General features: G+C 61.9%; 19 protein-coding genes. 4 read left to right on the forward strand and 15 right to left on the reverse strand.

Translation table 11 applies throughout. The features are described from left to right. Positions 1-1,163: 1,163 nt before the first annotated feature. The 15 genes from Q0K07_RS08970 to Q0K07_RS09040 form a co-directional block, all read right to left on the reverse strand. The gene (locus tag Q0K07_RS08970) at positions 1,164-1,934 is read right to left on the reverse strand and encodes a hypothetical protein (RefSeq protein WP_294558595.1); all 771 of its coding nucleotides are present in this window, start codon (positions 1,932-1,934) and stop codon (positions 1,164-1,166) included. 121 nt (positions 1,935-2,055) lie between these two features. After that, positions 2,056-3,408, reverse strand: coding sequence for a TolC family protein (locus Q0K07_RS08975; protein ID WP_294558596.1), 1,353 nt, complete (start codon positions 3,406-3,408; stop codon positions 2,056-2,058). A gap of 4 nt (positions 3,409-3,412) precedes the next feature. Beyond that, positions 3,413-5,356, reverse strand: a complete 1,944-nt coding sequence (locus Q0K07_RS08980; protein WP_294558598.1) for a MacB family efflux pump subunit — start codon at positions 5,354-5,356, stop codon at positions 3,413-3,415. Positions 5,357-5,481: 125 nt separating this feature from the next. Next, positions 5,482-6,708: an efflux RND transporter periplasmic adaptor subunit gene (locus Q0K07_RS08985; protein WP_294558600.1), complete on the reverse strand. Its 1,227-nt coding sequence runs from the start codon at positions 6,706-6,708 to the stop codon at positions 5,482-5,484. Positions 6,709-7,093: 385 nt separating this feature from the next. Continuing rightward, positions 7,094-7,876: a tRNA (adenosine(37)-N6)-threonylcarbamoyltransferase complex dimerization subunit type 1 TsaB gene (gene tsaB, locus Q0K07_RS08990; protein ID WP_294558602.1), complete on the reverse strand. Its 783-nt coding sequence runs from the start codon at positions 7,874-7,876 to the stop codon at positions 7,094-7,096. Between the two features lie 4 nt (positions 7,877-7,880). Further along, complete coding sequence (rseP, locus tag Q0K07_RS08995; RefSeq protein WP_294558604.1) at positions 7,881-8,975, reverse strand: RIP metalloprotease RseP; 1,095 nt, start codon at positions 8,973-8,975, stop codon at positions 7,881-7,883. A gap of 293 nt (positions 8,976-9,268) precedes the next feature. Continuing rightward, positions 9,269-10,531: a 1-deoxy-D-xylulose-5-phosphate reductoisomerase gene (gene dxr / locus Q0K07_RS09000; RefSeq protein ID WP_367178883.1), complete on the reverse strand. Its 1,263-nt coding sequence runs from the start codon at positions 10,529-10,531 to the stop codon at positions 9,269-9,271. Between the two features lie 233 nt (positions 10,532-10,764). Continuing rightward, positions 10,765-11,589, reverse strand: a complete 825-nt coding sequence (locus tag Q0K07_RS09005; protein ID WP_294558605.1) for a phosphatidate cytidylyltransferase — start codon at positions 11,587-11,589, stop codon at positions 10,765-10,767. 23 nt (positions 11,590-11,612) lie between these two features. Beyond that, positions 11,613-12,320, reverse strand: coding sequence for a polyprenyl diphosphate synthase (uppS, locus tag Q0K07_RS09010; RefSeq protein ID WP_294558607.1), 708 nt, complete (start codon positions 12,318-12,320; stop codon positions 11,613-11,615). A gap of 198 nt (positions 12,321-12,518) precedes the next feature. After that, positions 12,519-13,079, reverse strand: a complete 561-nt coding sequence (gene frr, locus Q0K07_RS09015) for a ribosome recycling factor (protein ID WP_294558609.1) — start codon at positions 13,077-13,079, stop codon at positions 12,519-12,521. 1 nt (position 13,080) lies between these two features. Next, entirely contained in the window at positions 13,081-13,797 is a 717-nt protein-coding gene (gene pyrH, locus Q0K07_RS09020) for a UMP kinase (protein ID WP_294558611.1), read from the reverse strand. Positions 13,798-13,799: 2 nt separating this feature from the next. After that, a complete protein-coding gene (locus Q0K07_RS09025; protein ID WP_294558613.1) occupies positions 13,800-14,630 on the reverse strand; it encodes a glycosyltransferase family 2 protein in 831 nt (276 codons plus the stop codon). Positions 14,631-14,754: 124 nt separating this feature from the next. Next, entirely contained in the window at positions 14,755-15,585 is an 831-nt protein-coding gene (tsf, locus tag Q0K07_RS09030) for a translation elongation factor Ts (RefSeq protein WP_294558615.1), read from the reverse strand. 26 nt (positions 15,586-15,611) lie between these two features. Further along, positions 15,612-16,361, reverse strand: coding sequence for a 30S ribosomal protein S2 (rpsB, locus tag Q0K07_RS09035; RefSeq protein ID WP_077072794.1), 750 nt, complete (start codon positions 16,359-16,361; stop codon positions 15,612-15,614). Positions 16,362-17,810: 1,449 nt separating this feature from the next. Beyond that, on the reverse strand, positions 17,811-18,518 hold the full coding sequence (locus tag Q0K07_RS09040) for a hypothetical protein (protein ID WP_294558617.1): 708 nt from the start codon (positions 18,516-18,518) through the stop codon (positions 17,811-17,813). Between the two features lie 765 nt (positions 18,519-19,283). Between Q0K07_RS09040 and Q0K07_RS09045 the strand changes: the two genes are divergently transcribed. The 4 genes from Q0K07_RS09045 (at position 19,284) to Q0K07_RS09060 (ending at position 22,821) form a co-directional block, all read left to right on the forward strand. Next, the gene (locus tag Q0K07_RS09045) at positions 19,284-19,982 is read left to right on the forward strand and encodes a metal-dependent hydrolase (protein WP_294558619.1); all 699 of its coding nucleotides are present in this window, start codon (positions 19,284-19,286) and stop codon (positions 19,980-19,982) included. A 411-nt stretch (positions 19,983-20,393) separates the two neighbouring features. Then, the gene (locus Q0K07_RS09050; protein WP_294558622.1) at positions 20,394-20,588 is read left to right on the forward strand and encodes a hypothetical protein; all 195 of its coding nucleotides are present in this window, start codon (positions 20,394-20,396) and stop codon (positions 20,586-20,588) included. After that, the gene (gene lptF, locus Q0K07_RS09055; protein ID WP_294558623.1) at positions 20,585-21,757 is read left to right on the forward strand and encodes an LPS export ABC transporter permease LptF; all 1,173 of its coding nucleotides are present in this window, start codon (positions 20,585-20,587) and stop codon (positions 21,755-21,757) included. The genes Q0K07_RS09050 and lptF overlap by 4 nt, the downstream gene beginning before the upstream one ends. Next, positions 21,754-22,821: an LptF/LptG family permease gene (locus Q0K07_RS09060; protein ID WP_294558625.1), complete on the forward strand. Its 1,068-nt coding sequence runs from the start codon at positions 21,754-21,756 to the stop codon at positions 22,819-22,821. Before lptF ends, Q0K07_RS09060 begins: the two co-directional genes overlap by 4 nt. Positions 22,822-23,440 lie beyond the last annotated feature (619 nt).

A 23,440-nucleotide genomic window follows, 5' to 3' on the forward strand; every position in this document is an offset into this window, starting at 1 on the left:
TTCCTTCATGGCATCCTCCCTATGCCGACAATAAGAACTTTTTACCCTTTTGGCAATTAATGAGTCCTGAGCCTAGGCTCTTTTGTTGGCGAAGGAAAGCCCTGAATCAGTTCTCCGGCCCCCGTTCTTTGAAGGTCTGCCGTCTTTCAGCGCTTTCAGGCCCTGTTTTGCAGAACATGCCGCCCCGCAACGCTCTGCGGAGCACCCGGTTTGCAAGGGAAGCCGTATTTCTACGCCCGGGCGGTGTGCGTTTGCGCAAAAGATGACCGTATTTCACCGCTCCGGGGCACTTCGGTTTGCGAAGGTCGGTCGCATCCCAAGGCCCGGCAGGCTATTGGGGGCAGGGATAACCGTATGTCCACGCCGGGGCAGGCCTCTGTCCGGCAGGAACGCCGTGCATCACGCTCCGGGCTCTTTTGTTGGCGAAGGAATGCCCTGAATCAGCCCTCCGGCCCCCGTTCTGCGAAGCTCTGCCGTTTTTCAACGCTTCAGGCCCTGTTTCGCAGAAAAATCCCGCCCCGCAACGCTGTGCGGGCACCCGGTTTGCAAGGGAAGCCGTGTATCCACGCCCGGGCGGTGTGCGTTTGCGTAAAGGATGACCGTATTTCACCGCTCCGGGGCACTCTGTTTTGCGAAGGGCGGTGGTATCCCAAGGCCCGGCAGGCTTTTGGGGCAGGGATAACCGTATGTCCACGCCGGGGCAGGCCTCTGCCCGGCAGGAACGCCGTGTATCAATGCTCCGGGCTCCTTTGCTTGCGAAGGAAGGCCCTGTATCAACGCACTTTTTTTCTTTTGTTTGCAAAGAAATGCATTCTATCAACGCTCTGGGGCCCCCGGACGCCTTCGGGCGTCCGGGCCGCGAGGGCCGCGCAGCCGCGATTCACTCGCGGCGTAAGCAAGGCCCGAGTCGTGCAAGCCCCGCCCCCTGTACAGTGTGTCCGGAGCAGATGTGCGTTTGTGGTACTCGGGCGATGGCAAGGTGTCGCGCATATGCGGGCAAGGTCAGCCGTCCCTGCCTGCGCCGGGCCGTCTGCCTTCGGGCAAAAAAAAGTGCGCTTTGCAGCGCACTCTTTTGTGTTGTGGAATAATGGATGTTATCCGGCTGGGCGTGTCGTTTTCAGCGCCCGGCCTTTTTTCAGGGAAAAAGGCCGGGAAGGGGAGTCTTACACTTCGGTGGCGTGCAGCCAGACCTGATAACGGGCGTCCAGGGCCTTCTTGGTCACCTGCCAGGAGGTGCCGGCGGTATAGTAGCGGTCCAGGCGCTGTTCAAACTGCTCGATCTTGGAGAGCAGGCCTTCCACGGTGCTGAGCGCCTGTTCGTTGGCGGCAAGCAGCGCCTCGTAGGCTTCGCTGAAGGCTTCCTTCTGGAATTCCTCTTCCGGCGTGTTGGAGGTCATGTACTGGCCGGTGACGCGGAAATACAGCTTCCTGAACTTGGCGCATTCGATGCGGTCATAGGAAACGGAGCGGATGAACGCGGCAAAGTCGTTGTGCAGCGTTTTAAAATCGTTGTACGCCTGCGCCGCCTTGGAATTGCAGAAGAACGAATCGCAGGAAAGCAGCAGGAAATATTCCTCGCCCAGGAACTTCTTGATGCGGGGGAATTCGTCGGGATGATAAAGGTAATGATCCCAGTCGGAAACGTGCTTGTCCCCGTCTATGGCGCTGATGAGCAGGGTTTTATGATGCAGAAGCTCCGCGTAGGCGCGGCCGCCGCGGCGCTTGAGTACCGTGATGGCCGTGTTCTTGGAGTGAAAATACATGGTAAGGGAGGCAATGAGCGCCACAAGGCTCACGGCAAACACGGCGACGAACACCCCCAGAAAGGTGAAGGTGGTCATGTTGTAGTTCGCCCGCGAGAAGGGGAAGATCATGGCCAGGGAAAGGACCGACAGAAAAAGAAGAGCATAGGAGAGGTTGCGAAATGTACTCATGACATATTCCTTATATCTTCTCAGAGGGGACGGAAAAAGAAAATCGCCTCGCTGACAACACGTTCAGATGGGGCGATTCTCTGCTGAAAATGAAGAAAGGTCAATCTCATGAAGAAATTATCTATCGGCTGGAAATTCGTCCTCCCATGGCCTGCCAGACGGCGTTGGATGCGGAAATAACGCCGTAGGCCTTCTCCAGCACGGAAAGCCGGGAATCGTTTCTGGCCTTCATGGCTTCCAGATAATCCTTGAGTTCATCTGCTCCCTGCTCGTAACGGGCCTTGCGGTAGGCTTCCACACGCAGGTCGGCTTCATACTTTTTCTTCATGTTTTCAAGCTGTTGCTGCGCATTGACCAGGGTGTGGTAGTAAAGGGCCACCTCGTTGAGGGCCTGAGTCACGCTCTGCTGGAAGGAAAGTTTCGCATCTTCAAAGTCGGCTTCGGCGATACGCACGTTCCATTTTACACGATTCCAGTCAAGAAACGGCAGGCTGAGGTTGATGAGCCCGCTCACAAAAGGCGCGGTGAAGAAGTCGCTGAAGGATGCGGCCGAGGCGCCGAGGGTGCCGCCTATGCTGAGTTCCGGGAACAGGTCGCCCTTTGCGGCCTCCTGATCGCGGAAGGCGGAAAGCAGGCGGTATTCCGCCGCGCTCACGTCGGGCCGGAGCCCGAGAGCCGCCACGGGCACGGAAAGATCCACCTCCGGCACCGCCACCGAGAGAAGGTCGGGCAGGGTGAAGTCGAGTTTTTCTTCGGGCCGCAGGTTGAGCAGGTCGCGCAGGGTGCGCTTTTCCTCCTCGAACTGGTTTTCCAGCGTGAGCACGGTGGCGCGCTGGGAAAGCAGGCTCTGTTCGGTCTGCGCGGGGTCCAGTCCGTCGGTCTTGCCCTCGGCATACTGCGCCTGCACAATGGCAAGGAGCCTTTCGTAATAGTTCAGGCTTTCCCGGGCAAGTTCCAGGGAACGGGAGGTGTCGGCCATGCTGTACCAGGTGTTCACCACGCTGTTGATGAGCGCAAGGCGCGTGCTTTCCCTGTCCTGTTCCGTGGCGCGGTATTCCCACGCTCCGGCGGAGGCGGCGTTGCGCAGGCGGCCCCACAGGTCCAGCTCATAGGCCAGGCCGAAGGAGGCGTTGAACGAGCGCGAGGCCTGCCCGCTTTCCAGATTCGTGCGGGAACTGGCATCGCCCGAGGCCGAGAAGGAGGGCACGAGGTTTGCGCCGAGCTGCCGGGCCTGATACAGCGCGCGGTTCACCGAAATGGCGCTGCGGGCCAGGTCGATATTGCGCGCAAGGGCCATGTCCACCATCCGGTTCAGTTCCGCATCGTGGTAGAGCTTCCACCATTCGCGGTCGACATGGTAGCTTTCCTCAATGAGCGGAGCGCTCAGGAGTCCTTCGTCGGGAATCTGATAGTCGCGTCCGGCGCAGCCCGGAACCAGAAGCAGCACGGCGCAGAGCAGGGGCAGGGACTTCATACGGTTACTCCTGCGCCAGAGCGTCCACGGGGTTGAGCGTGGAGGCCCGGCGGGCCGGCATGTATCCGAAGATGATGCCGATGAGGGTGGAACAGGTGATGGCCAGCACAATGGACGAGCCGGAAAACGACATGGGAAAGTCCTGAATGAAGGAGTTGAACAGCGCTCCTATGCCTGCGGAGGTCAGCACCCCCGCCACGCCGCCGATGACGCAGATGAGCACCGCCTCAATGAGGAACTGCTGCAGCACGTTGAACTGCCGCGCGCCTATGGCCATGCGCACGCCTATTTCCTTGGTGCGCTCCGTGACGGATACCAGCATGATGTTCATGACCCCTATGCCGCCCACCAGCAGGGAAATGAAGGCGATGCAGGAAATGAGCAGCCGCATGGTGGTGGTCGTGCTTTCCATGGTCTGGCGTATGCTGTCGGTATTCATGGTGAAAAAGTCCGTCACGCCGCGGTGCCGCGAGGTGAGCAGACGCGTGAGTTCCTTTTCCGCAATCTGCGCGGAAACGCCGTCGGCTATTTTCACCGTGATGGAGGAAATGGTTCTCTTGCCCGATACCCGCGTCATGTAGGCCGTGTAGGGCGTCCATACCGTGAGGTTGCTGCGCGGGCCGAAGGTGGCATTGGGCTTTTTTGTCACGCCTATGACCTGGAAGGGCCGCGTGTTGAACAGAATGACTTCGCCGATGGGGTCTTCCCCGTTGGGGAACAGTTCCTGCACGGTGTTGTCGTCCAGCACGGCCACGGCCCGCGCCTCGTCGATGTCCGCGCGGTTGATGAGCCTGCCCCGGGCCAGTTCCAGCCCCTTGACGCTGAAATACTGTTCGCCCACCCCGCTCAGCGATCCGGTGGAGGTGAGGTTGCGGTACACGAAGGTGCCGCTGGTGCTTGCCGAAGGCGTGGCGCTTGCTATGTAGCTCTGTTCGGCCAGCACGTCGGCGTCGTCCACCGTGAGGGTGGTGTAGCGCGCCGAATTGCGGTCGCCGAAGCTCCGGCCGGGCATGATGTCGATGGTGTTCGTGCCCATGGCGTTGATGCCTTCAAGGATTTTTTCCTGCGATCCCCGGCCGAGAGCCACCACGCTCACCACCGAGGCAATGCCGATGATGATGCCGAGCATGGTGAGCAGAGAACGCATCTTGTGCGTGAGTATGGCCTGTACCGACATGCGGAAGGCTTCGGCCAGCTGATCGCGCACATACTGCCACGACCTTGTGGGCACGGGCGCAGGTTCCGGCCCGGCCGTGTTGTGGATGGGCTTTCTGCGCTCGTCGCTGATGACTTCGCCGTCCTTGATTTCTATGATCCGGTGGGCGTATTCCGCAATGTGCCTGTCGTGCGTGACGAGAATGAGCGTATGCCCTTCCGCGTTCAGCTGCATGAGCAGCTGCATCACGTTCTCGCCGCTTTTCGAATCCAGCGCGCCCGTGGGTTCGTCGGCAAGAATGATCTCGCCGCCGTTCATCATGGCCCGGGCAATGGATACTCTCTGCTGCTGGCCGCCGGAAAGCTCGTTGGGCCTGTTCGTCGTCTTGCCTTCCAGCCCCAGCTTGTGCAGCAGCTCTTCCGCCCTGGTGTTGCGCTGCGTGCTGCCCATGCCCGCATATACCGCAGGCAGAGCCACGTTTTCCCGGGCGCTCAGGCTGGTGAGCAGGTTGTAGCGCTGGAAAATGAAGCCGAACTTCTCCCCGCGCAGGCGGGCCAGATCGTCCGGACCGAGCCCGTCCGTGGCAATGCCGTCCACGAAGTACGAACCTTCCGAGGGCGTGTCCAGACAGCCCAGAATGTTCATCAGCGTGGACTTGCCCGAACCGGACTGCCCGATGATGGCGACGAAATCCCCTTTTTCAATGCTCAGGCTTACATTCCTGAGCACCTGAACGCGGTTTTCTCCTTCGCCGTAGTGCTTGCCTATATGCTTCACTTCAAGAGTGACCATGATGTTCTCCGTGCGTTCCGGGAACGGACCGACGTTGGAAGGTTGCCGGAGACAGGGCCTTTTCCCGGCGAAATGCCCCTGCGCCCATCACGCCGGGTGCGCCCCGGCGTGACGCGCCCCCTGCATCAGCGCGGCGGCGGAGGCGGCGAGGATCTGCGGTTGCTGCGCGGGTTGGCCAGGCTGTCCATGAGCTCTTCCGCCGACATTTCCGTGGCGATGACCGATTCCCCTTCGCGCAGACCGGAACGGATTTCCGTCATCACGTTGTTGGTCAGCCCCACTTCCACCTCGCGCGTTTCCACCTGATTGTTCTTGCCGAGAACGCGCACGAAATTCTTGCCCCGGCTGCTCTGAATCACAAGGCTCGGCACAAGAAGCACGTCGCTTACCTTGTCGATTTCAATGACGTTCTGCGTGGTCATGCTGAGGCGCAGCACGCCGTCGGGGTTGGCCACGCGGGCCTTGGCATAATAATAGATGGCCGAAGAGGTGGACGACGAGGAGGACGACGAGGACGTGGAGGCGCCGGAAGAAGACGACGTGGCGTCCGAAAGCGTGGTGTCGCCCGGGTCGATGGAGGTGATCTTTGTCCTGTATACCTTGTCGGGCGCGCCGAGCAGCGTGTAGCTCACGGTCATCCCTTCCTTGATGAAGGGAATGTCGCCTTCCGAAACCTCAATCTTGATTTCCATGTCCGTAAGGTCGGCTATCTGCGCAATGGTGGGCGTGGTCTGGTTCGCGTTCACCGTCTGGCCTTCCTTCACCGGTACCGATACGATCACACCATCCAGCGGAGCCACAATCTTCGTGTATCCCAGATTCGTTTCCGCCGTGTTCACCGCAATGTTCTGCTGCAGTATCTGCGATTCCATTTCCGTCACGCTGGCCTTTGCCGCCGCAAGCGTGTTCTCCGCGTCTTCCAGATTCGCCCGGGAAGTGGAATCGCTCTTCCTCAGCTTGAGCTCGCGGTCATACTTCGTCTGCGCCACCTTCAGCGCAATCTTGCGCGATTCAAGCTGTGCCTGATACGTCTTCAGCATCGCCCGCGCCGTGTCGAGATCGTTCTCCCGCGTCGTCGGGTCAATCTGCGCGATGAGATCCCCTTTCTTCACCTTCTGGCCGATCTCCGCATTCAGCTGCATGATCTTGCCCGAGGCCTGAGAACCTACCGTCACAAGCTGCACCGCGTCTACTTCGCCGGTCGCATTCACCGTTTTTCTGATGTTGCCCCGTGTCACCTTTTCCGTAAGGTAATGCACCTGCTGTGAACTCCGGTTGTGGTCGTACCACCAGAAGCCGCAAGCGCAGACCATAAGCAGCAGCACAAGAATAATAAGGATCTTTCTTTTCATGGGCACTCCGGAAGAGTTCTCCAGGGGATAAATGGTGCGGAATCCTGCCGACAGCTTCTGTATAGCGGAATTTCCTGTACTTAGTAAATGAATCTTTCTTTCAAAACATTGCACCTGCCCGCAAAATGCCCCTCCATGCCCCGCCCCTTTGTTGCAGGCAATATTTTGTTCCCATATTTCAAGAGGAAACAAGCGCCTTGCTGTAATACCCCCCTCATACATTGAAAGAATCTTCCCGTACCCGTTGCAGTCCCCTCCCCATGCCCCGTATTCCCTCATGCCCCGGAAGAGAGGAAAGGCAGGAAAGGCACGCGGGGCCTGCCCCGCACCCCGGTGCCTTTCGGGGTGCGGGGCAGGCCCCGCGTGCCTTTCCTCTCTTCCTGCCTTAGTCCTCCACCAGTGTCAGGGAAGCGTGGGTGAGGCGTTTCAGTTCCTGGTGGGCGATTTCCGGGGTACGGCCCTGGGCGCGGGCGATGGCGTCGAGGTTTTCCACGGCGTCGCAGTCGCGCATATAGAGGGGGGGGATATCGGACTGGTCTTCGAGTTCCCAGCGGATGGTGCGTTCCATGGCGGCGAGGGAAGCCGGGGTGGGGATGGCGGCGTCGCCCGTGAGGATACGGGTAGAGGCGGGCAGGGCCTGCCTCAGGCATTCCAGGTTGCTGTTCACGGCGCTGCCGAGCACGAAGGCGGGGGAACCGGGGAGGAAGCCTTCGGGGAGGGGCGGCAGGGGGAGCAGGAAGGTGCGGCCCATGGGCACGGGCAGTCCGGCTTCATCGGCACGGAAGCGCGCGCCGTAGGCAAGGCCCTGCCGGGCATTGGTGAGCACGAGCACCTCTTCGCCTTCGCGGGCCGGGGCGTTGGCGGCCAGGCACTGAAGGTAGTTGATGCCTGCCTGCCGGGCATGGACGGCGCGGGCCAGGGCCGAGGCCGTGGTCAGGCCTATGCGCAGGCCCGTGAAGTTGCCGGGGCCTGCCACGCAGGCGATGCGGCCTATGGCGGCGGGGGTGAAGCCGAGGCGGGCGCAGGCATGGCGCAGTGCCGGGGCGAGCAGTTCTGTGCCGCCGCGCTGGGCGAGCCAGTCTTCGGCACAGAGCATGGAGCCTGCGCGGAAAAGGGCGAACTGCACGCGTTTTTCCGCGGTATTCAGAACAAGGGTGATATCCTGCATAAGCTTACCTGAACCAGCGCATGACGTCGTTGAAGGTGGCAAAGACCATGAGCGCGATGAGCAGTCCCGCGCCTACGCGCATGGACCATTCCTGCACCATTTCGGGCACCGGGCGGCGGACGATGATTTCCACGATGCAGAACAGGATGGCGCCGCCGTCCAGCACCGGGATGGGGAAGAGATTGAGCAGACCGAGGTTCACGCTGATGAGCGCGGTGAGCAGCAGCAGGGGGGCGAGGCCCTCTGCGGCCTGTTTGCCGAGCATCTGGGCGATGAGTATGGGCCCGCCCACGGAATCGGCGGCCACGGAACCGGTGATGAGCTTTTTCACGCCGGTGAGGGTGACGTCGATCATGTTCCAGGTCTGCCTGAGGCCGAGAGCGGCGGAGGCAAAGAGGCCCTTTTCCTCATAGCGCACCGCGCCGGAGGCCTGCACGCCGATGAGCCAGGCGGTTTCCGTTTCGCCGAAGATATTGGTCCGTTCGCTGCGCGTGGGCGTCATGGAAAAGTGCAGAATACTGCCTTCGCGTTTCACTTCCACGTCGAGGGTGCGGCCGCCGGAAGCGCCCACGGTTTCGGGCACGAGTTCCCAGCGGTCGATCTTCATGCCGTCGATGGCGGTGATCATGTCGCCGGGCTGAAGGCCCGCCTCCATGGCGGCGCTTCCCTTGATGATGGCTCCCACCTGCGGCAGGGGCACGGCAAGGCCCATGCTCATGGTGAGTCCCCAGTAGATGAACCAGGCAATGACAAGGTTCATGAACGGCCCGGCAAAGGCAATGATGAGCCTCTGCCATGCGGGCTTGCTGGTCACGGCCTCTTCCTGCGTGAAGCCGAGGCTTTCCACCTCGTCGCTGTATTCGCCCACACCCGAGACATAGCCGCCGAAGGGCAGCCAGGAAAGGCGGTATTCCGTCTTGCCCCGACGGAAGCTGCACAGTTTCGGCCCCATGCCTATGGAAAAGGTGATGACCCCCACCTTGAAGGCGCGGAAGGCCAGAAAATGCCCCAGCTCATGGAAGAAGATGAGCCCTCCGAACACCAGCACCACGGCCAGCGCGGAATCCCAGTAGGAAAGATAGTGGAGTAATGACTGCATAATGCCTGAAGGGCGCTCAACGCCCCGTTGAGGTTGAAATCGGTGCGGTTTTCACCGGGAAGGGCCGGGCCTGCCCGGCAGAGGAGAAAAAAGGCCTTGTTCTGCGCGTTTGCCGGGCTTTTTCTGCCCTTTCCGGCATACGGTGCCGGAAGGGCGCGTCCTCTTTTGGCGGGAGCGCGCGGAATACCCTGTCTCCAAGGCGGATTAATAGGAAATTTTTTCTGAAAGCACAATGCGCAATGCGCGTGGCCGGGGGAAAAGCCGGGCTTTTTGCGCTGGGGGGCGCTCCGGGCCTATGCCTTGGCGCGCCAGCGCACGGCAAGCTGCCGGGCGGCTGCGTCGCAGGCCTCTATGCTTTCCAGAGCCGCTTCCACCTGCGCGCCGAGGGAGCCGTCATGCAGGGTGAAATCCTGCCGGAGCGTGGATGCGCCGAGCACGTCCTCCACCAGCGCCGGAATATGGGTGAAGCCGATGTCTTCGGAAAGAAAGCGCGCCACGGCCACTTCGTTGGCGGCGTTGAGCTGCACGGTGAGGCCCTTTTCCAGAGCGCGGCAGGCAAGGTCGAGGCAGGGGAACAGGTCGCGGCGGGGTTCTTCAAAGGTGAGGCTCCCCACATCGGCAAGGTGCAGGCGGCGTATGCCGGTGCGCGCTTCATCCAGAAGATACGGCCAGGAAAGGCAGGCGGCAATGGGCACGCGCATATCCGGCACGGCAAGCTGACCGATGAGCGAACCGTCGGCAAGTTCCACCAGCGAATGCACCACGGACTGCGGATGCACCACCACCTCGATGTCCTTCACCGGCACCTGATACAGGTGGAAGGCCTCGATGACTTCCAGCCCCTTGTTCATGAGCGTGGCCGAATCAATGGTGATTTTCGCCCCCATGGACCAGCTCGGGTGCTTCAGGGCGTCCTGCGGGCGCACCTTCTCCATGAATTCCCGGCTCTTTCCCCGGAAGGGGCCGCCCGAAGCCGTGAGAATGAGGCGCGCAATGTCGCCTTCCCTGCGGCCCGCCATGCTCTCGAAAAGGGCACAGTGTTCCGAATCCACGGGCAGTATCACCGCGCCGGTGCGGGCGCACAGGTTGCGGATGAGTTCCCCGGCAAGCACCAGCGATTCCTTGTTGGCAAGGCATACGGTCTTGCCCGCAAGGGCTGCGGCCACCGTGGCCCGGAGCCCGGCCGCACCCACCTGGGCGGAAAGCACCATGTCCACCTCGGGCAGGGAGGCAAGGCGGGCATAGCCTTCCTTGCCGGTGAGAATTTCCGGCCGGTAGCCTGCGGGCAGAAGGGCGCGCAGGGCGTCTGTGCCGTGCGCGCCGTCCTTTTCCAGTATGGCGAGAAAGGGCGGACGCCACAGGTCGGCCTGCCGGGCCAGCAGTTCGATGTTGCGGCCGGCGGCAAGGGCCTGCACCGTGAATCTGCCGGAATCCTTCCACGCCTCCAGCACGCGCAGGGTGCTCGTGCCTATGGAGCCGGTGCAGCCCATGAGGGCAAGGCGGCGGGGGAAGGGCAGGGCATTGGTCTCACAGGGTATGCCGCTGATGTATTTCATCAACATTCCTTTGTGTTTTGAAGACTCCCGGAAGGGGCAGGGCGCCTTCCGCAGGAAGGGGGCCGGGGAACGGAAAAAGGCCGTGTTCCGCAAAAAAGGGGGGCGGAAACGGCGCGGGAAGGATTTTCCCCCATGGCCCGGGACGCGCATGGCGGAAGGATGCGGAAAAGGAACCCGGATGCCGGGTTCCTTCCGGATACGGAAACCCCGCGCAGAGGCGCGGGGCATGCTTGTCAGAAGAAGGCGTGCAGGGCGGAGGCGAGGGCATAGGTGCCCACGCAGAAGGAAATGCTGTCCAGCCTGTCGAGCACGCCGCCGTGACCGGGCAGGAGGTGGCTGGAGTCCTTCACGTTCACGGCGCGTTTCAGCGCGGATTCAAAGAAGTCGCCGAGCTGGGCCATGACGCCCATGACGACGCCGAGCAGCGCAAAGGCCGCCATGCCCGCCTTGCCGAACAGCGCGCCCATGATGCAGGAAACGGCAACGGCGGCCGCAAGGCCCGCCACGGCGCCTTCCACGCTCTTTTTGGGGCTCACGCCCGGCCAGATGGGATGTCTGCCGAAGCTCACGCCCGCAAAGTAGGCCGCCATGTCGGAGGCGGCGGGCAGCAGCACTACGAAGAGCTGTTCCCAGCGGGAAAACTGCATGGCCGGGGAAAGCAGCACCGGAATGTAGAGCAGGCCGCAGAGCATGACCGCGGCGTGGTGCATGGGCACGAGGGTTTTTTCACGGCTCCAGAAAATGAGGGCGTACAGGCCCGCCACCAGGGCGCAGAAGGCCAGAACAAGGTGAGGCGCAAGCGCAGGCGCGAAAACGGGCGCCAGAGCGCAGGAACCCACATAGACCGCACTGAGAACAAGGCCGAGAATTTTCATGCCCCAGCCGCCTTCGCGCTGGAACATGAAGAGAAATTCCCCCATGCCCGCCACGGCGAGCACGGCCACGAGGGCGGCGACGTACCATCCGCCCATGCTCCATGCGGCAATGAGCACGGCCGCGAGCACCACGGCGGTGACGAGCCGCAGGCTCAACGATGCGGCGCGAAATTTTTCGTTCATAGCACATTCCTTCCGCTGGCCGGTCAGCTCAGCTGTTCATCCGTCCTGCCGAAGCGGCGCACCCGCCCGGCATAGCTTTTAAGGGCTTTTTCCAGCTCTTCCGGCCCGAAGTCCGGCCAGAGCACTGGGCTGAAGTAAAGTTCCGCATAGGCGCTCTGGAAAAGCAGAAAATTGCTGAGCCGCTCCTCGCCGCTTGTGCGTATGACAAGGTCGGGGTCGGGCAGGGCCGGGTCGTAGAGCAGGGTGCGGAAGGCCTCTTCCGTGAGCTCTTCGGGCCGCAGGCCTTTTTCCAGGGCGAGGCGCGCGGCACGCAGTATTTCCTCCCGCCCGGCGTAGCTTATGGCCAGCGTGAACACCATGGAACGGTTGGAGGCCGTCTTCTTCATGGCGTATTCCAGGGCGCGGCGCACGGCGAAGGGCAGGTCGCCCGCTTCACCGATGAAGGAAAGGCGTATGTCTTCCTTCATGAGTTCCGGCAGTTCCTGCCGCAGAAACTGCAGAAACAGGTCGAAGAGAAAGCTGACTTCGGTTTCGGGCCGCTGCCAGTTTTCCCGGGAAAAGGCATATACCGTCACATGGCCTATGCCGAGGCGGCGGCATTCGCGCACGAGAGTGCGCACCGCGTCCACCCCCGCAAGGTGCCCTTTGGAGCGGGGCAGGCCCCGTTCCCTGGCCCAGCGGCCGTTTCCGTCCATGATGACGGCAATGTGCTCGGGAAGCTTTCCTTCCATGCCTTTTCCTGTCGGTATGAAAAACGCTCCGCAGAAGGGGCGGAGGTGTGCTCTGTCATGCAGGGAGCCTTTTGTGCGCGAAAAACGCCGGAAAAGCCCTGTCCGGCCGCGCATGAGGCGGCCTGCAGAGGCCCGTGCCCGCCCTGCGGAGTGTTTTTCCGTAAGGGGCGGCGGAAAGCCGCCCCGGCCCCGGCGGGGCTAGATTTCCATGATTTCCTTTTCCTTGGCCTGGGCCTTGACGTCCGCCTTCTTCACATAGGCGTCGGTGAGCTTCTGCACGTCGTCCATGGCCTTCTTCAGCTCGTCGGCGGAAATTTCCTTGTCCTTTTCCAGCTTCTTGAGCGCGTCGTTCACGTCGCGGCGGATGTTGCGCAGGGCAACCTTCGCATCTTCCGTGTACTTTCTGCTCACCTTGGTGAGGTCGCGGCGGCGTTCTTCCGTGAGCGGCGGAACCGTGATGCGGATGAGGCGGCCGTCGTTCATGGGCGTAAGGCCGAGGTCGGACTTCAGAATGGCCTTTTCCACAGGGGAGAAGGCGTTGCGGTCCCAGGGCTGGATGGTGACGGTGCGGCTGTCGGGCACGGCCACGGAGGCGAGCTGCTGTATGGGCGTCAGCGTTCCGTAGTAGTCCACCTTGATGTTGTCCACCAGGCTCGTGGTGGCGCGGCCGGTACGGAGCTTGCCGAAGTCGCGGTCAAGCGCGACGAGGGCTTTTTCCATACGTTCTTCGGCGTCGAGCTGCAGAGTCTCGATATCCATGTCATTCTCCCTTTACTATGGTGCCTGCCGCTTCGCCGCAGACAACGCGTTTGATGTGACCGCCGAACATGCTGCACACGATGACGGGCACGCTGTTTTCCTGGGCCAGAGTGATGGCCGTGGCGTCCATGACCTTGAGGTGGCGGCGCAGCGTCTCATCGTAGGAGAGCTCTTCAAAACGCACCGCGTCGCTGTGCTTCATGGGGTCCTTGTCGTACACGCCGTCCACCTTGGTGGCCTTGATGATGGCGTCGCACTTGAGTTCCGTGCCGCGCAGGGCCGCCGCCGTGTCGGTGGTGAAATAGGGGTTGCCCGTACCCGCCGCACAGATGATGATGCGCCCCTTTTCCATGTGACGTATGGCGCGGCGGTGGATGTAGGGTTCGCACAGCTCCCGGATGTCGATGGCGGAAAGCACTCTCGTGGGGCAGCCCATCTTTTCCAGCGCGTCCTGCACGGCCACGGCGTTCATCACCGTGGCAAGCATGCCGATGTAGTCGGCGTTGGAACGGTCCATGCCCTTGGCGGAGGAGGAAAGCCCGCGGAAGATGTTGCCGCCGCCTATGACCAGCGCAAGCTGCACGCCGAGGCTCGCCACGTCGGCGATTTCCTTGCAGATGAGATGCACGGTATCGGGATCTATGCCACTGCCTTTTTCACCGGCGAGGGCTTCGCCGCTCAGCTTGAGCAGCACGCGCCGGTATTTGAGTTCGCTCATCGTCATCCTCTTCTGGAATCAGGGTGTGTGGAATGGCCCGCGCCCGGAAGGCCGTGCTCGTAAGGAGCGCCCCAGCCGCCTTCGTGAATGCGGACGTATTTCAAAAATGTGTAGAACGACGTGTGCGCCGCCATGAGAAAGCCCGCCCTGCCGTCGAGAAGGCCGAGCTTGCGGATGTACATGTCGATGAAGCGCCAGGTGCCGTGGAGAAGCCCCACCAGCACGCCGCCCTTTCTGCCCCTGGCCTCAAGGTCGCGCGCTCCGCGTTCGGCGTAGTCGTTGAGCTTTTCCAGCTGGTTCTGGAAGCTGCAGTAGGTATAGTGCAGCATGTCGCCCGAAAGTTCGCCGTAGGGGCCGGCGGGCACGAATTTCTGATGCGCGCCGTTGTTGTCGATGCGTATGGCATCGGGCAGGAAAAGGCGGAACAGCCTGTCGGGGTAGCAGCCGCCGTGCTTCAGGAATCTGTCGAAATACCAGGTGCGCCGGGGCATGGAAAAGGCCGTCTTGTCGCCCGGGGAGGCGAGGGCCGCGAGAATGTCCGCCTTGAGCTCCGGAGAAATGATTTCGTCGCAGTCGAGCATGAGCACCCAGTCGGTGGGGGCGTTGGCCGCGAGCCAGTCGATGCCGTAGCGGATCTGTTTTGCGTTGCCGGGCCACTTGTTCTGAATGAAGATGGCCCCGCGGGCCCTGGCGATTTCTTCCGTCCTGTCGGAACTGAAGGAATCGACAATGAGGATTCTGTCACAGAAGGAAAGGGATTCAAGACATTTGTCGAGGAGCCGTTCCCCATTCAGGGTAATGATGAGAGCGGTGAGGCGTACGCGATCTTCCATGAGGCATCCGTAAAAAGGGCATAAAAAAGGGGAGAGAAATGTTCTCTCCCCTTGTATCCTGATATTCCGTCGGATTCAAGCTTGCCGGGGCGACTTTTCTTGAAAAGTCGCCCTTATGGGCAAACTACGCACCGAGCTGGATGCGGACGAACTTGCCGAGGCTGACGGAGCAGCCGGCGGCCTTGGCGGTGGCCTTCAGAAGGTCCTGCACGCTCATCTTGTCGTCGCGGATGTAGGCCTGGTCGAGCAGGCACACTTCCTTGCAGTACTTCTTCACGGCGCCTTCGGCGATCTTGTCGATGATCTTCTCAGGCTTGCCTTCAGCAAGGGCCTTCTGGCGGTACACTTCGCGTTCGCGTTCCAGAAGGGCGGGGTCGAGGCTGGAGGCGTCGAGGGCCAGGGGGTTGGAGGCGGCGATCTGCATGGCCACGTTCTTGGCGAAGTCGGCCACGTTTTCATCCGCGCTCTTGTCGGTGTTCACTTCCACGAGAACGGCGAGCTTGCCGTTGGAGTGCACATAGGCGCCCACGAGGCCTTCGCCTTCGATGTGCATGCGCACGAAGCGGCCGAGCACGGTCTTTTCGCCGGTGGAGGCGGCCAGATCGTTCACGCGGTCCTGGAAGGCATCCAGATTTTCAGGGGCGTTCGCAGCCACTTCTTCGGCCACGGACTTGGCAAAGCCCTGGAACTTTTCGCCGCGGGCCACGAAGTCGGTTTCCGTCATCACTTCCACGATGGCGGCAACCTTGCCGTTTTCAGCGGTGGCGCAGGCGATCACACCTTCGGAAGTGGCGCGGTCGGCACGCTTGGCGGCCTTGGAAAGGCCCTTCTGGCGGAGCCAGTCAAGCGCCTTTTCCACGTCGGCTTCACATTCGGTGAGAGCCTTCTTGCAGTCCATCATGCCCGCGCCCGTCTTGTCGCGCAGCTCCTTCACCATGGCAGCGGTAATAGCCATTGTCATTGCTCCTTGAGAGAAAAGGGTTATTCCGCGGCTTCGGCCGTTTCGGCGGCCTGCTGCATGGCCGCTTCGGGGTCGGCCACTTCCTTGCTCTGGGCGGCGCCTTCGATGCAGGCTTCGGCCATGGCGTTCACGAACAGCTTGATGGCGCGGATGGCGTCATCGTTGCCGGGGATGATGTAGTCGATCACGTCGGGATCGCAGTTGGTGTCGGTCACGGCCACAATTGGGATGCCGAGCTTGCGGCATTCCTTCACCGCGATTTCTTCACGATGGGGGTCGATGATGAACACGAGCTGGGGAAGGCTGTCCATGTCCTTGATGCCGCCGAGGGTGAGGTTCAGCTTGTCCAGTTCGCGCTGGAAGCTGAGGATTTCCTTCTTCTGGTAGCGGTTGATGGAGCCGTCGGCGAACATGGCTTCGAGCTTCTTCAGGCGTTCGATGCTCTTCTGGATGGTCACGAAGTTGGTGAGGGTGCCGCCCATCCAGCGGTTGGTCACGGAAGGCTGACCGGCGCGGGCAGCTTCGGCGGCCACGGCTTCCTGAGCCTGGCGCTTGGTGCCGATGAAGAGCACCTTGCCGCCGTTCGCCACGGTTTCCACGATCTTGTCATGGGCGGTGCGGAACAGCTTCACAGTCTGCTGGAGGTCGATGATATGGATGCCGTTGCGGGCGCCGAAGATGAAGGGACGCATCTTGGGGTTCCAGCGACGGGTCTGGTGGCCGAAGTGCACACCGGTTTCCAGCATCTGTTTCATGCTGACGTAAGCCATGGTAATTCTCCTTGAAAAAAAAGGGTTTGTCTTCCACATCGACCCTGGCCCTTCACCCGTGGGGCGACTTCGCCGCGCGGGAACCCTGGCCGCTGCCGATGTGTGCATTGTGTGTAACCGGGAGTTTCTACCCCATTTTCCCGCACAAGGCAAGCGTTTGTTTGGGCGGCAGGGGAGAAGAATGCGCCGTGCGGAGAAAGAGCGGGAAGGGGGAGGGGAAAGGCGTGCGGGGCAATCAGGGCGGGGGTCAGCGCCGGGCATGACGGAGGAAGCGGTGTGCGCGGGGAAACTGGCAGGGAGAAACGGCGTACAGGAAAAGCGGAAGCCGTGCGTGCGAAGCTCCGGGGAACGCGGCGGCGCAGGAAAAACAGGGCGGGGAGGGCGTGGCGCACGGCGCAGGCTGCACCTTCGGCACATTCTCTTTGCTCTTCGGCCGTGCGGGGCAGGCGCGGGGCAGCGTGCCCGCCTGCCTTCGCCGTTCGATTTGCAGGGGCGCGGAGCATCAGAAGGCCCGGCAGGGGCAGAATGGAGAAAAAGGCAGATTGCGCATGTCAAAAGACGGGCAGGCCGGTGCCTTCATCATGACAAGCGGGAGGCACACGGTACAGCGGGGGCCGTGCGCGGGGGGAAGGGCGCCGGGAGCAGCGCCGGGCGTGGCGGGGAAACCGGGGGCGCGCTGGCCGATGCGAAGACCGAAGAAGTGGAAGAGCCGTGCGCGGGGGAACTGGTGTGGGCAAGTTCTTCAGGGACTTATCCGACTATGGAAGAGGCGTGCGGGCAGGGGGAACCGGTCATCGGCTCAGGGCTTCGCCTGTCGGCCAGAAGAGAAAGTTATGCGCACGGGAACCGCAAAAGAGCGGGCCTGTCTCAAGAGAAGAATGGAGCGGGATCCATGCGGGGGGGGGGGAGAAACGGCGCACAGGAAAAGCGGAAGCCGTGCGTGCGAAGCTCCGGGGAACGCGGCGCGCAGAAAAACAGGGCGGTGCCGGGGCATCAGCGTAGGCGGCGCAGGCTGCACGTTGGGCACATTCTTTTTGCTCTTCGGCCGTGCGGGGCAGGCGTGCGGGGCAGCGTGCCCGCCTGCCTTCGCCGTTCGATTTTTAAGGGGCGCGGAGCATCAGAAGGCCCGGCAGGGGCAGAATGGAGAAAAAGGCAGATTGCGCATGTCAAAAGACGGGCAGGCCGGTGCCTTCATCATGACAAGCGGGAGGCACACGGTACAGCGGGGGCCGTGCGCGGGGGGAAGGGCGCCGGGAGCAGGCAGAGGGCAGCGCCGGGGCATCAGCGTATGCGGCGCAGGCTGCGGAAAGATATCTGGCAGGGCGTGCCTGTGTGCGGCAGGAGCAGTGGCGGGGCTTCGTGCCGCGGCCGGGGGCACGGTGCGCCGCATCGTTGAGGGCGCGCTGCGGGCCTTCCGGCATGCAGGGGAAGGTTTTTGAGGCGGCGCGCCTACTTCTTTTCCGCCTTGTTGGCGCGGACTATCATGTCCGCAAAGGTGCCCGCCGTTTCCTTCACCCAGTCGAGGTGCGGTTCGGGGTTGTCGTGGCCGAGAATGGAACTCACCGTCACGAAGAGCACGGTATCCTTCACCGGTACCACGGCCGTGGCCATGGCCGTGGAAAGCCAGCTTTTCGGCCCGCGTTCCATCATATTGTAGTGGATGAGGCAGGTATAGAGGAAGGCGCTTGAGGTGCGCAGGGAATCCACCAGCAGGGGGGAACCCGTTTCCAGCGCGCGTTCCAGCGCCTTTTCCCGGTTTTCCATTTCCTGGGCCGGGGTATCGGTGCGGCTGCGCGGAATGCGGGAAAAGCCGATGAACAGCCCCTCCGTGGAGCGGGCCAGAAGTTCCGCATCCTTCTGGGTGAGGGGGCGCTTCTGCCCCTCCATGGCACAGATGAGCACCTGGCGCGTCACCGCGTCGCGGCTGCCGTAGCGGTACTGATGGGCCATGTACTGCGGCAGGTACATCTTGATCAGCCTGCCGTGGCTCACGGCCTGTTCTTCCGTATCCTTGAACAGGTCGCATTCATGGTCAGTCAGTTCCGTGAAGGTGTCGGGCGTGGTGAAGTTGAGCTTGTCCACCCCGTCGTCAAAGGCACGGGCCGGAAAAGGCAGAAGAAGCAGGGCAAGAACAAGGAGGGGGAAAAAGCGCGTCATGGTGGCTCCTTGCGGCAGGGGCCGCGGGCTGAGAGTTGCCCGGGCCGGGGCTTTTGTCAAGGCGTCGCACAAAAGTGCGGCCCCGGGGCCCTTTGGGAAGCGCGCCCGGCAGGGGAAAAGGCGGCGCAGGCAAGGCCGGTGTTGCCGGGCCGCTGCAGGCCGGGCCGTTTGGCAAAGCGCTTCCCCATTCATAAGGATATCCGGGGCGAACAGGCTCCGTTTTGCCCGCTAAAGGTGCGCCTGCCGCGCTTTTCCCGCGCTGTGCAGCCTGCCGGAACTTTGGGCAGGAAGGCGCATGGCATTTTTCTCACCTTTTTGGGGCGGGCCCGGCTCCGGGGCGCTTTCCCGGGCCATCTTTTTCAGGCCATGCGGCCCTTTCCGGCAGTGCGGCTCCCCGGCGCGCCCCATCAGGGCAGGGAGGAAGCGTTTTTCCCGTCCTTTTCTCCTTGGTCATGGCCGTCTGCCCCCAAAAGGCAGTTTTCCGGCAGTGAGGTTCCGGCAACTGCGCTGCGTACCCCGGGCATGCTGCCGTATGCGGGGCTTTTTTCCTTGTCGGGCCTCCCGTGCCCCGGCCTGTCCGGCAATCCGGCCGTGTACGGGGCTTTTTTTCACGTTTTTTCCGCAGCGCTCTGCCGGAAAGCAGGCGTGAACAGATCCGCGTCTTGACCGTGGGCCTTCGGAATATTAAAAGAAAGGTCCCCCGCCTTCCTTGTGAGGGCGCGGGGTTATTCCATGAACCCGAACCCCCTTTCCCGGAGGTATTCCATGTCGCAGCTGCACATTACCTGGTACGGCCATGCCAACGTCATGCTCAGCGAGAACGGTGTTTCCGTGCTCATCGACCCGTTTTTCGAAGGCAACCCCCTTGCTCCCGACTGGCAGGAAATTCCGAGGCCGGACATTGTGGCCGTCACCCACGACCACGGCGACCACATGGGGCAGGCTGTGGAAATCGTGCGTACCACGGGTGCGAAGCTCTTCTGCATTGCCGATCTCACGGACTGGTTCCGTGAACGCGGCGTGCCCTCGGGGCAGATCATCAATTACGGCATGGGCGGCAACGTGGACGGCACGCTGGAAGAAAAGGGCGTGAAGATCACCATGACTCAGGCCTTCCATTCCGCGGCCATGGGGTCCCCCGTGGGCTATGTGGTGGAAATGCCCGGCGGCCACACCGTGTATCACGCCGGTGATACGGGGCTTTTCGGTGACATGGCGCTCATTGCCGACCGCTTCCACCTCGACCTTGCCCTTCTGCCCGCAGGCGGCGTGTTCACCATGGACGGCGAACTTGCCGCCAAGGCCGCCGCGCTTCTGAAGGCCCCCGTGGCCATGCCCATTCATTACAAGACCTTCCCCGTGCTGGCCCAGAATGCCGACGCCTTTGTGGAGGCTCTGAAGCGCCACGCGCCCGATTGCCGTCCTCTTGTGATGGAACCCGGCGAAATGGTGGTGCTGGACTAGTTTTTTCCGGCATCGGCCCGGCGGCATGTACCGCCCCGGCCGGTGCCGCCCGAAGATTCCCCCCTCTCTGCTCCGCACGGGGCGGAGAGGGGCGTTTTCCGTTCTGTACGGCGGGTTCCGATGTCCGGAGAGGTTCCGGCCGTCCTTTCCGGAGCAGTATGCCGGAGAAAGGATGCGGAAAAGGCCGTTTCGGAGCGGCAGGCCGCCGTTTTTCGGCATCTCGGAGCAGAATCCGGGGAAGGGCGCTTTTTCCCTTCCTCCCTTGTGTCGTGCCCCGGGAAAAATGGATTGACAAAACGGCAAAGCCCGTGAAAGCTCTTGCGTATATCCTTTTCTACGGACGGCGGACCTGTGCGCCGTCGCCCCGGATTGCCGGGCGCGGACCCGGAATCAGACGCATGTGGAGAAAATATGGCTACCGTTATGCAGCATGAAGAACTCGTGCGCCGCGCGCTCAGATATATGGTGGAACGCAGGCGGGAATGTCCCTCCGTGGGCGTGGCCGAACTTCTGGACGGCGCGGGTGTGCGCTTCAACCTTTCGCCTCTCGATCAGGAGGCGCTGGAGCGCCTTTTTGCTCAGCAGGCGGATGAGGCGCGCGCATGAATCTCCTTCAGCGACGCCTGCTTCTGGAACACGGCAAGACGTTTTTTCTGTCCATGGCCGTGCTGCTTCTGTTCATTCTCATGGGCCGCGCGCTGCAGCTGCGCGACATGCTCCTCGGGCTTGAGCTGAACATCTGGGATACGCTGCGCCTTTTCGGCTATCTCAGCCCGTTCTTTCTGCTCATCATCTGCCCCATAGCGTGTATGCTCTCGGTATTCCTCACCTTTCTGCGCATGAGCACCGACAGGGAACTGGTGGCGCTCAAGGCGGGCGGGGTGAGTCTTTATCAGATGCTTCCCGCCTCGCTCTTCTTTTCCGTGCTCTGCGCGCTGTTCGGCTTCTGGATATCGCTGTACTGGCAGGCCTGGGGCATGGGGAATTTCCGTTCCGAGGTGCTGAACATCGCAAGCAGCAGCGCCCGCGTGGTGGTGCAGCCCGGCGTGTTCAACAAGGATGTGCCCAACATGGTCATGTTCGCCCGCAAGGTGGACCCCGTGTCCGGCACCATGGCGGGCGTGATGGTGGAAGACCGCCGCGCCAAGGATACCACCATGACCATTCTTGCGCCCGACGGCAGCCTTGATGCCGACTATGAAAACGGCGAAATCATTTTCCTGCTCAAGAACGGGCGCAGCTATACGGAAAAGGACAACGCCCTTTCCATCATGGGCTTTCAGGAATACGCCGTGCGCCTGAGCTTCGACTCCCTGTTCCAGGGCGTGGACATGGGCCCGGTCAAGCCCAAGGAATACACCTGGCAGCGCCTGTACGACAAGGAAAACGAACGCGCCCTTCAGAAGACCGATCCGCGCATGGCGCGCAAGATCGTGGTGGAGCGGCACAAGCGCTTCGTCTTCCCCCTGGCGTGCGTGGTGCTGTGCATCTTCGTCATACCCATTGCCACGTCCTTCCAGGGCCTCAAGCAGCAGACCGGCGTGCTCATGGCGCTGCTGCTCTTCCTTGTCTATTACAGCCTGCTCATGCTGGGCATAAGCCTCGGCGAAAGCGGCGATCTTGCGCCTACCATAGGCCTGTGGGTGCCCAATGTCGTCTTCCTTTTGCTCGGTCTGTACGGCATGCGGCTTGCGGCGCAGGAAAGGATGCCGCGCATCACGGAATACTGGAATTCGCGCAGAAGCGGCAGGAAAAAGAAGGAGGATAAGGCATGAGCCTGCTTTTCCGTTACATTTTCCAGCGGCACGCGCGTCTGCTTCTGCTCATCATGGGCCTCGGCGTGGGCCTGTACCTGCTCACCGATATTGTGGAAAGGGTGGATATCTTCATCGAGGCGGGGTCCGGCCTCGGGCTCATCCTCCAGTATTTCGGTGTGCGCCTGCCTTCCATTATAGCCCAGATTCTGCCCGCCGTGTTCCTGCTCGCCACCGTGGTGACGCTCTGCCTCATGGGCCACAGCAGGGAACTCACGGCCCTTCATGCGGGCGGTATTTCCTTCTTTACCGTGGCTACGGTGCTGGTGTTCTGCGGCGTGTTCTGGGGAGGCGTGCAGTTCGCCTGTTCCCAGTTCCTCGGTGTGCAGGGCGAGCGCTATTCCCAGCAGATTTGGCGTGAACAGGTGCGCAAGCAGGATCTGAGCCAGCGCACCATTTCCGATGTGTGGTTCATGGAAGACGGCTGGACCGTCTCCATTGCCGCCCTGAAGCCCAACGGCGAAGGCACGGGATTCTCGGCATTCCATGTGCGCGACGGCGCTTCCGACGTGGATGTCATTGTCCGCGCCCCCCGCGTGAAGGGCAGCGTGTCCGGCTGGGTGGCCGCCAGTGCCGAACGCCTCTACCCCGATACCTACCAGCGCGAGGTCCTGCCCCGTCTGGAACTGCCCCTGCATCAGGATCCGGAACTCTTCTTCTCCACGGAATCCAACAGCCTCCAGCAGCTCCCCCTCTGGCAGCTCGGCGACGCCATAGACCAGCTCGGCGAGGCAGGCTCCAACGTGGAAGGCCTGCGTACCGTGTGGCACGGCAAAATTTCCTACGCCGCTTCCCTCGTGGTCATGGCCCTGCTCGGCGCGGCCATCGTTTCGTGGAATTCCAATGTCTACATCGCCGTGGCCCTGAGCATGGCCGCAACCTTCATCATGTATTCCCTCACCATGTTCGGCGAATCCCTGGGACAGATGGGCTCCCTGCCGCCCCTCATGGCCGCCTGGGGGCCGGATGCCCTGCTGCTTGCCGTGGCCCTCTGCCGCCTCTACCTCGTGAGCGTGCGAAGGTAACCCGGAAACAGAACCAGTCAGCACGGCGGGAGAAATCCCGCCGTTTCTGTTTAAACGCAGAAGGCGGAAGGCAGAGAAAAGCGGAAAGGCATGCAGCCCGCACAGGCATTCCGTAAAGGCACCGGGGCGCTGCCCCGGCCCCCGGAAGAAAGCGTTTCTCGGGGGGAATGATTCCCCCCGACCCCCCTCATCTGGCAGGGAGGACGTTCGGAAAGGGCGCTCAAGTCTTCCTCCGACTCGCTGCTGTACGGGAAGGCGCTCCGGCGCGGACGGGAATGCGCTTTGCCCTCTGTGGGAAGGGATGGACAGCAGGACGCGGAACGTTCCGGCTTGCGGCGTAGGGGCTGCTTCCTCAGTGTGAGCGTGTCCTGCCGGACCCGCTCACGCAGGCCGACTGTTTTCCGGCCTTTGCCGGAAAACAGTGATATCGGGAAACGTATGGTTCGGGCGTGTTTCTGTTTGCGGAGAATAAAGCCTTGTTCAACGCGCGGTAAGGCTTCCGCTTGCAAAAGAACATGCTTTATTAAGGCGCTATGTTGCTACTGTGTGTGAAGGAAAGCCTTGTTCAACGTGCTGTTTTTTCTTCTGTTTGCGAAGGATAACCTTGTATCAACGCTCT

The sequence above is a fragment of the uncultured Mailhella sp. genome (assembly GCF_944324615.1).
Taxonomy (GTDB): Bacteria; Desulfobacterota; Desulfovibrionia; order Desulfovibrionales; family Desulfovibrionaceae; genus Mailhella.

What these genes read in the sequence shown, in the direction of transcription:
- Q0K07_RS09025 (WP_294558613.1), bottom strand. Translation starts at nt 14,630, where the DNA reads ATGGAAGATCGCGTACGCCTCACCGCTCTCATCATTACCCTGAATGGG.
- pyrH (WP_294558611.1), bottom strand. Translation starts at nt 13,797, where the DNA reads ATGAGCGAACTCAAATACCGGCGCGTGCTGCTCAAGCTGAGCGGCGAA.
- frr (WP_294558609.1), bottom strand. Translation starts at nt 13,079, where the DNA reads ATGGATATCGAGACTCTGCAGCTCGACGCCGAAGAACGTATGGAAAAA.
- Q0K07_RS09050 (WP_294558622.1), top strand. Translation starts at nt 20,394, where the DNA reads ATGGCTACCGTTATGCAGCATGAAGAACTCGTGCGCCGCGCGCTCAGA.
- Q0K07_RS09060 (WP_294558625.1), top strand. Translation starts at nt 21,754, where the DNA reads ATGAGCCTGCTTTTCCGTTACATTTTCCAGCGGCACGCGCGTCTGCTT.
- Q0K07_RS08975 (WP_294558596.1), bottom strand. Translation starts at nt 3,408, where the DNA reads ATGAAGTCCCTGCCCCTGCTCTGCGCCGTGCTGCTTCTGGTTCCGGGC.
- lptF (WP_294558623.1), top strand. Translation starts at nt 20,585, where the DNA reads ATGAATCTCCTTCAGCGACGCCTGCTTCTGGAACACGGCAAGACGTTT.
- tsaB (WP_294558602.1), bottom strand. Translation starts at nt 7,876, where the DNA reads ATGCAGGATATCACCCTTGTTCTGAATACCGCGGAAAAACGCGTGCAG.
- Q0K07_RS08970 (WP_294558595.1), bottom strand. Translation starts at nt 1,934, where the DNA reads ATGAGTACATTTCGCAACCTCTCCTATGCTCTTCTTTTTCTGTCGGTC.
- Q0K07_RS09045 (WP_294558619.1), top strand. Translation starts at nt 19,284, where the DNA reads ATGTCGCAGCTGCACATTACCTGGTACGGCCATGCCAACGTCATGCTC.
- dxr (WP_367178883.1), bottom strand. Translation starts at nt 10,531, where the DNA reads ATGAAATACATCAGCGGCATACCCTGTGAGACCAATGCCCTGCCCTTC.
- Q0K07_RS08980 (WP_294558598.1), bottom strand. Translation starts at nt 5,356, where the DNA reads ATGGTCACTCTTGAAGTGAAGCATATAGGCAAGCACTACGGCGAAGGA.
- rpsB (WP_077072794.1), bottom strand. Translation starts at nt 16,361, where the DNA reads ATGGCTTACGTCAGCATGAAACAGATGCTGGAAACCGGTGTGCACTTC.
- Q0K07_RS09040 (WP_294558617.1), bottom strand. Translation starts at nt 18,518, where the DNA reads ATGACGCGCTTTTTCCCCCTCCTTGTTCTTGCCCTGCTTCTTCTGCCT.
- Q0K07_RS08985 (WP_294558600.1), bottom strand. Translation starts at nt 6,708, where the DNA reads ATGAAAAGAAAGATCCTTATTATTCTTGTGCTGCTGCTTATGGTCTGC.
- rseP (WP_294558604.1), bottom strand. Translation starts at nt 8,975, where the DNA reads ATGCAGTCATTACTCCACTATCTTTCCTACTGGGATTCCGCGCTGGCC.
- uppS (WP_294558607.1), bottom strand. Translation starts at nt 12,320, where the DNA reads ATGGAAGGAAAGCTTCCCGAGCACATTGCCGTCATCATGGACGGAAAC.
- tsf (WP_294558615.1), bottom strand. Translation starts at nt 15,585, where the DNA reads ATGGCTATTACCGCTGCCATGGTGAAGGAGCTGCGCGACAAGACGGGC.
- Q0K07_RS09005 (WP_294558605.1), bottom strand. Translation starts at nt 11,589, where the DNA reads ATGAACGAAAAATTTCGCGCCGCATCGTTGAGCCTGCGGCTCGTCACC.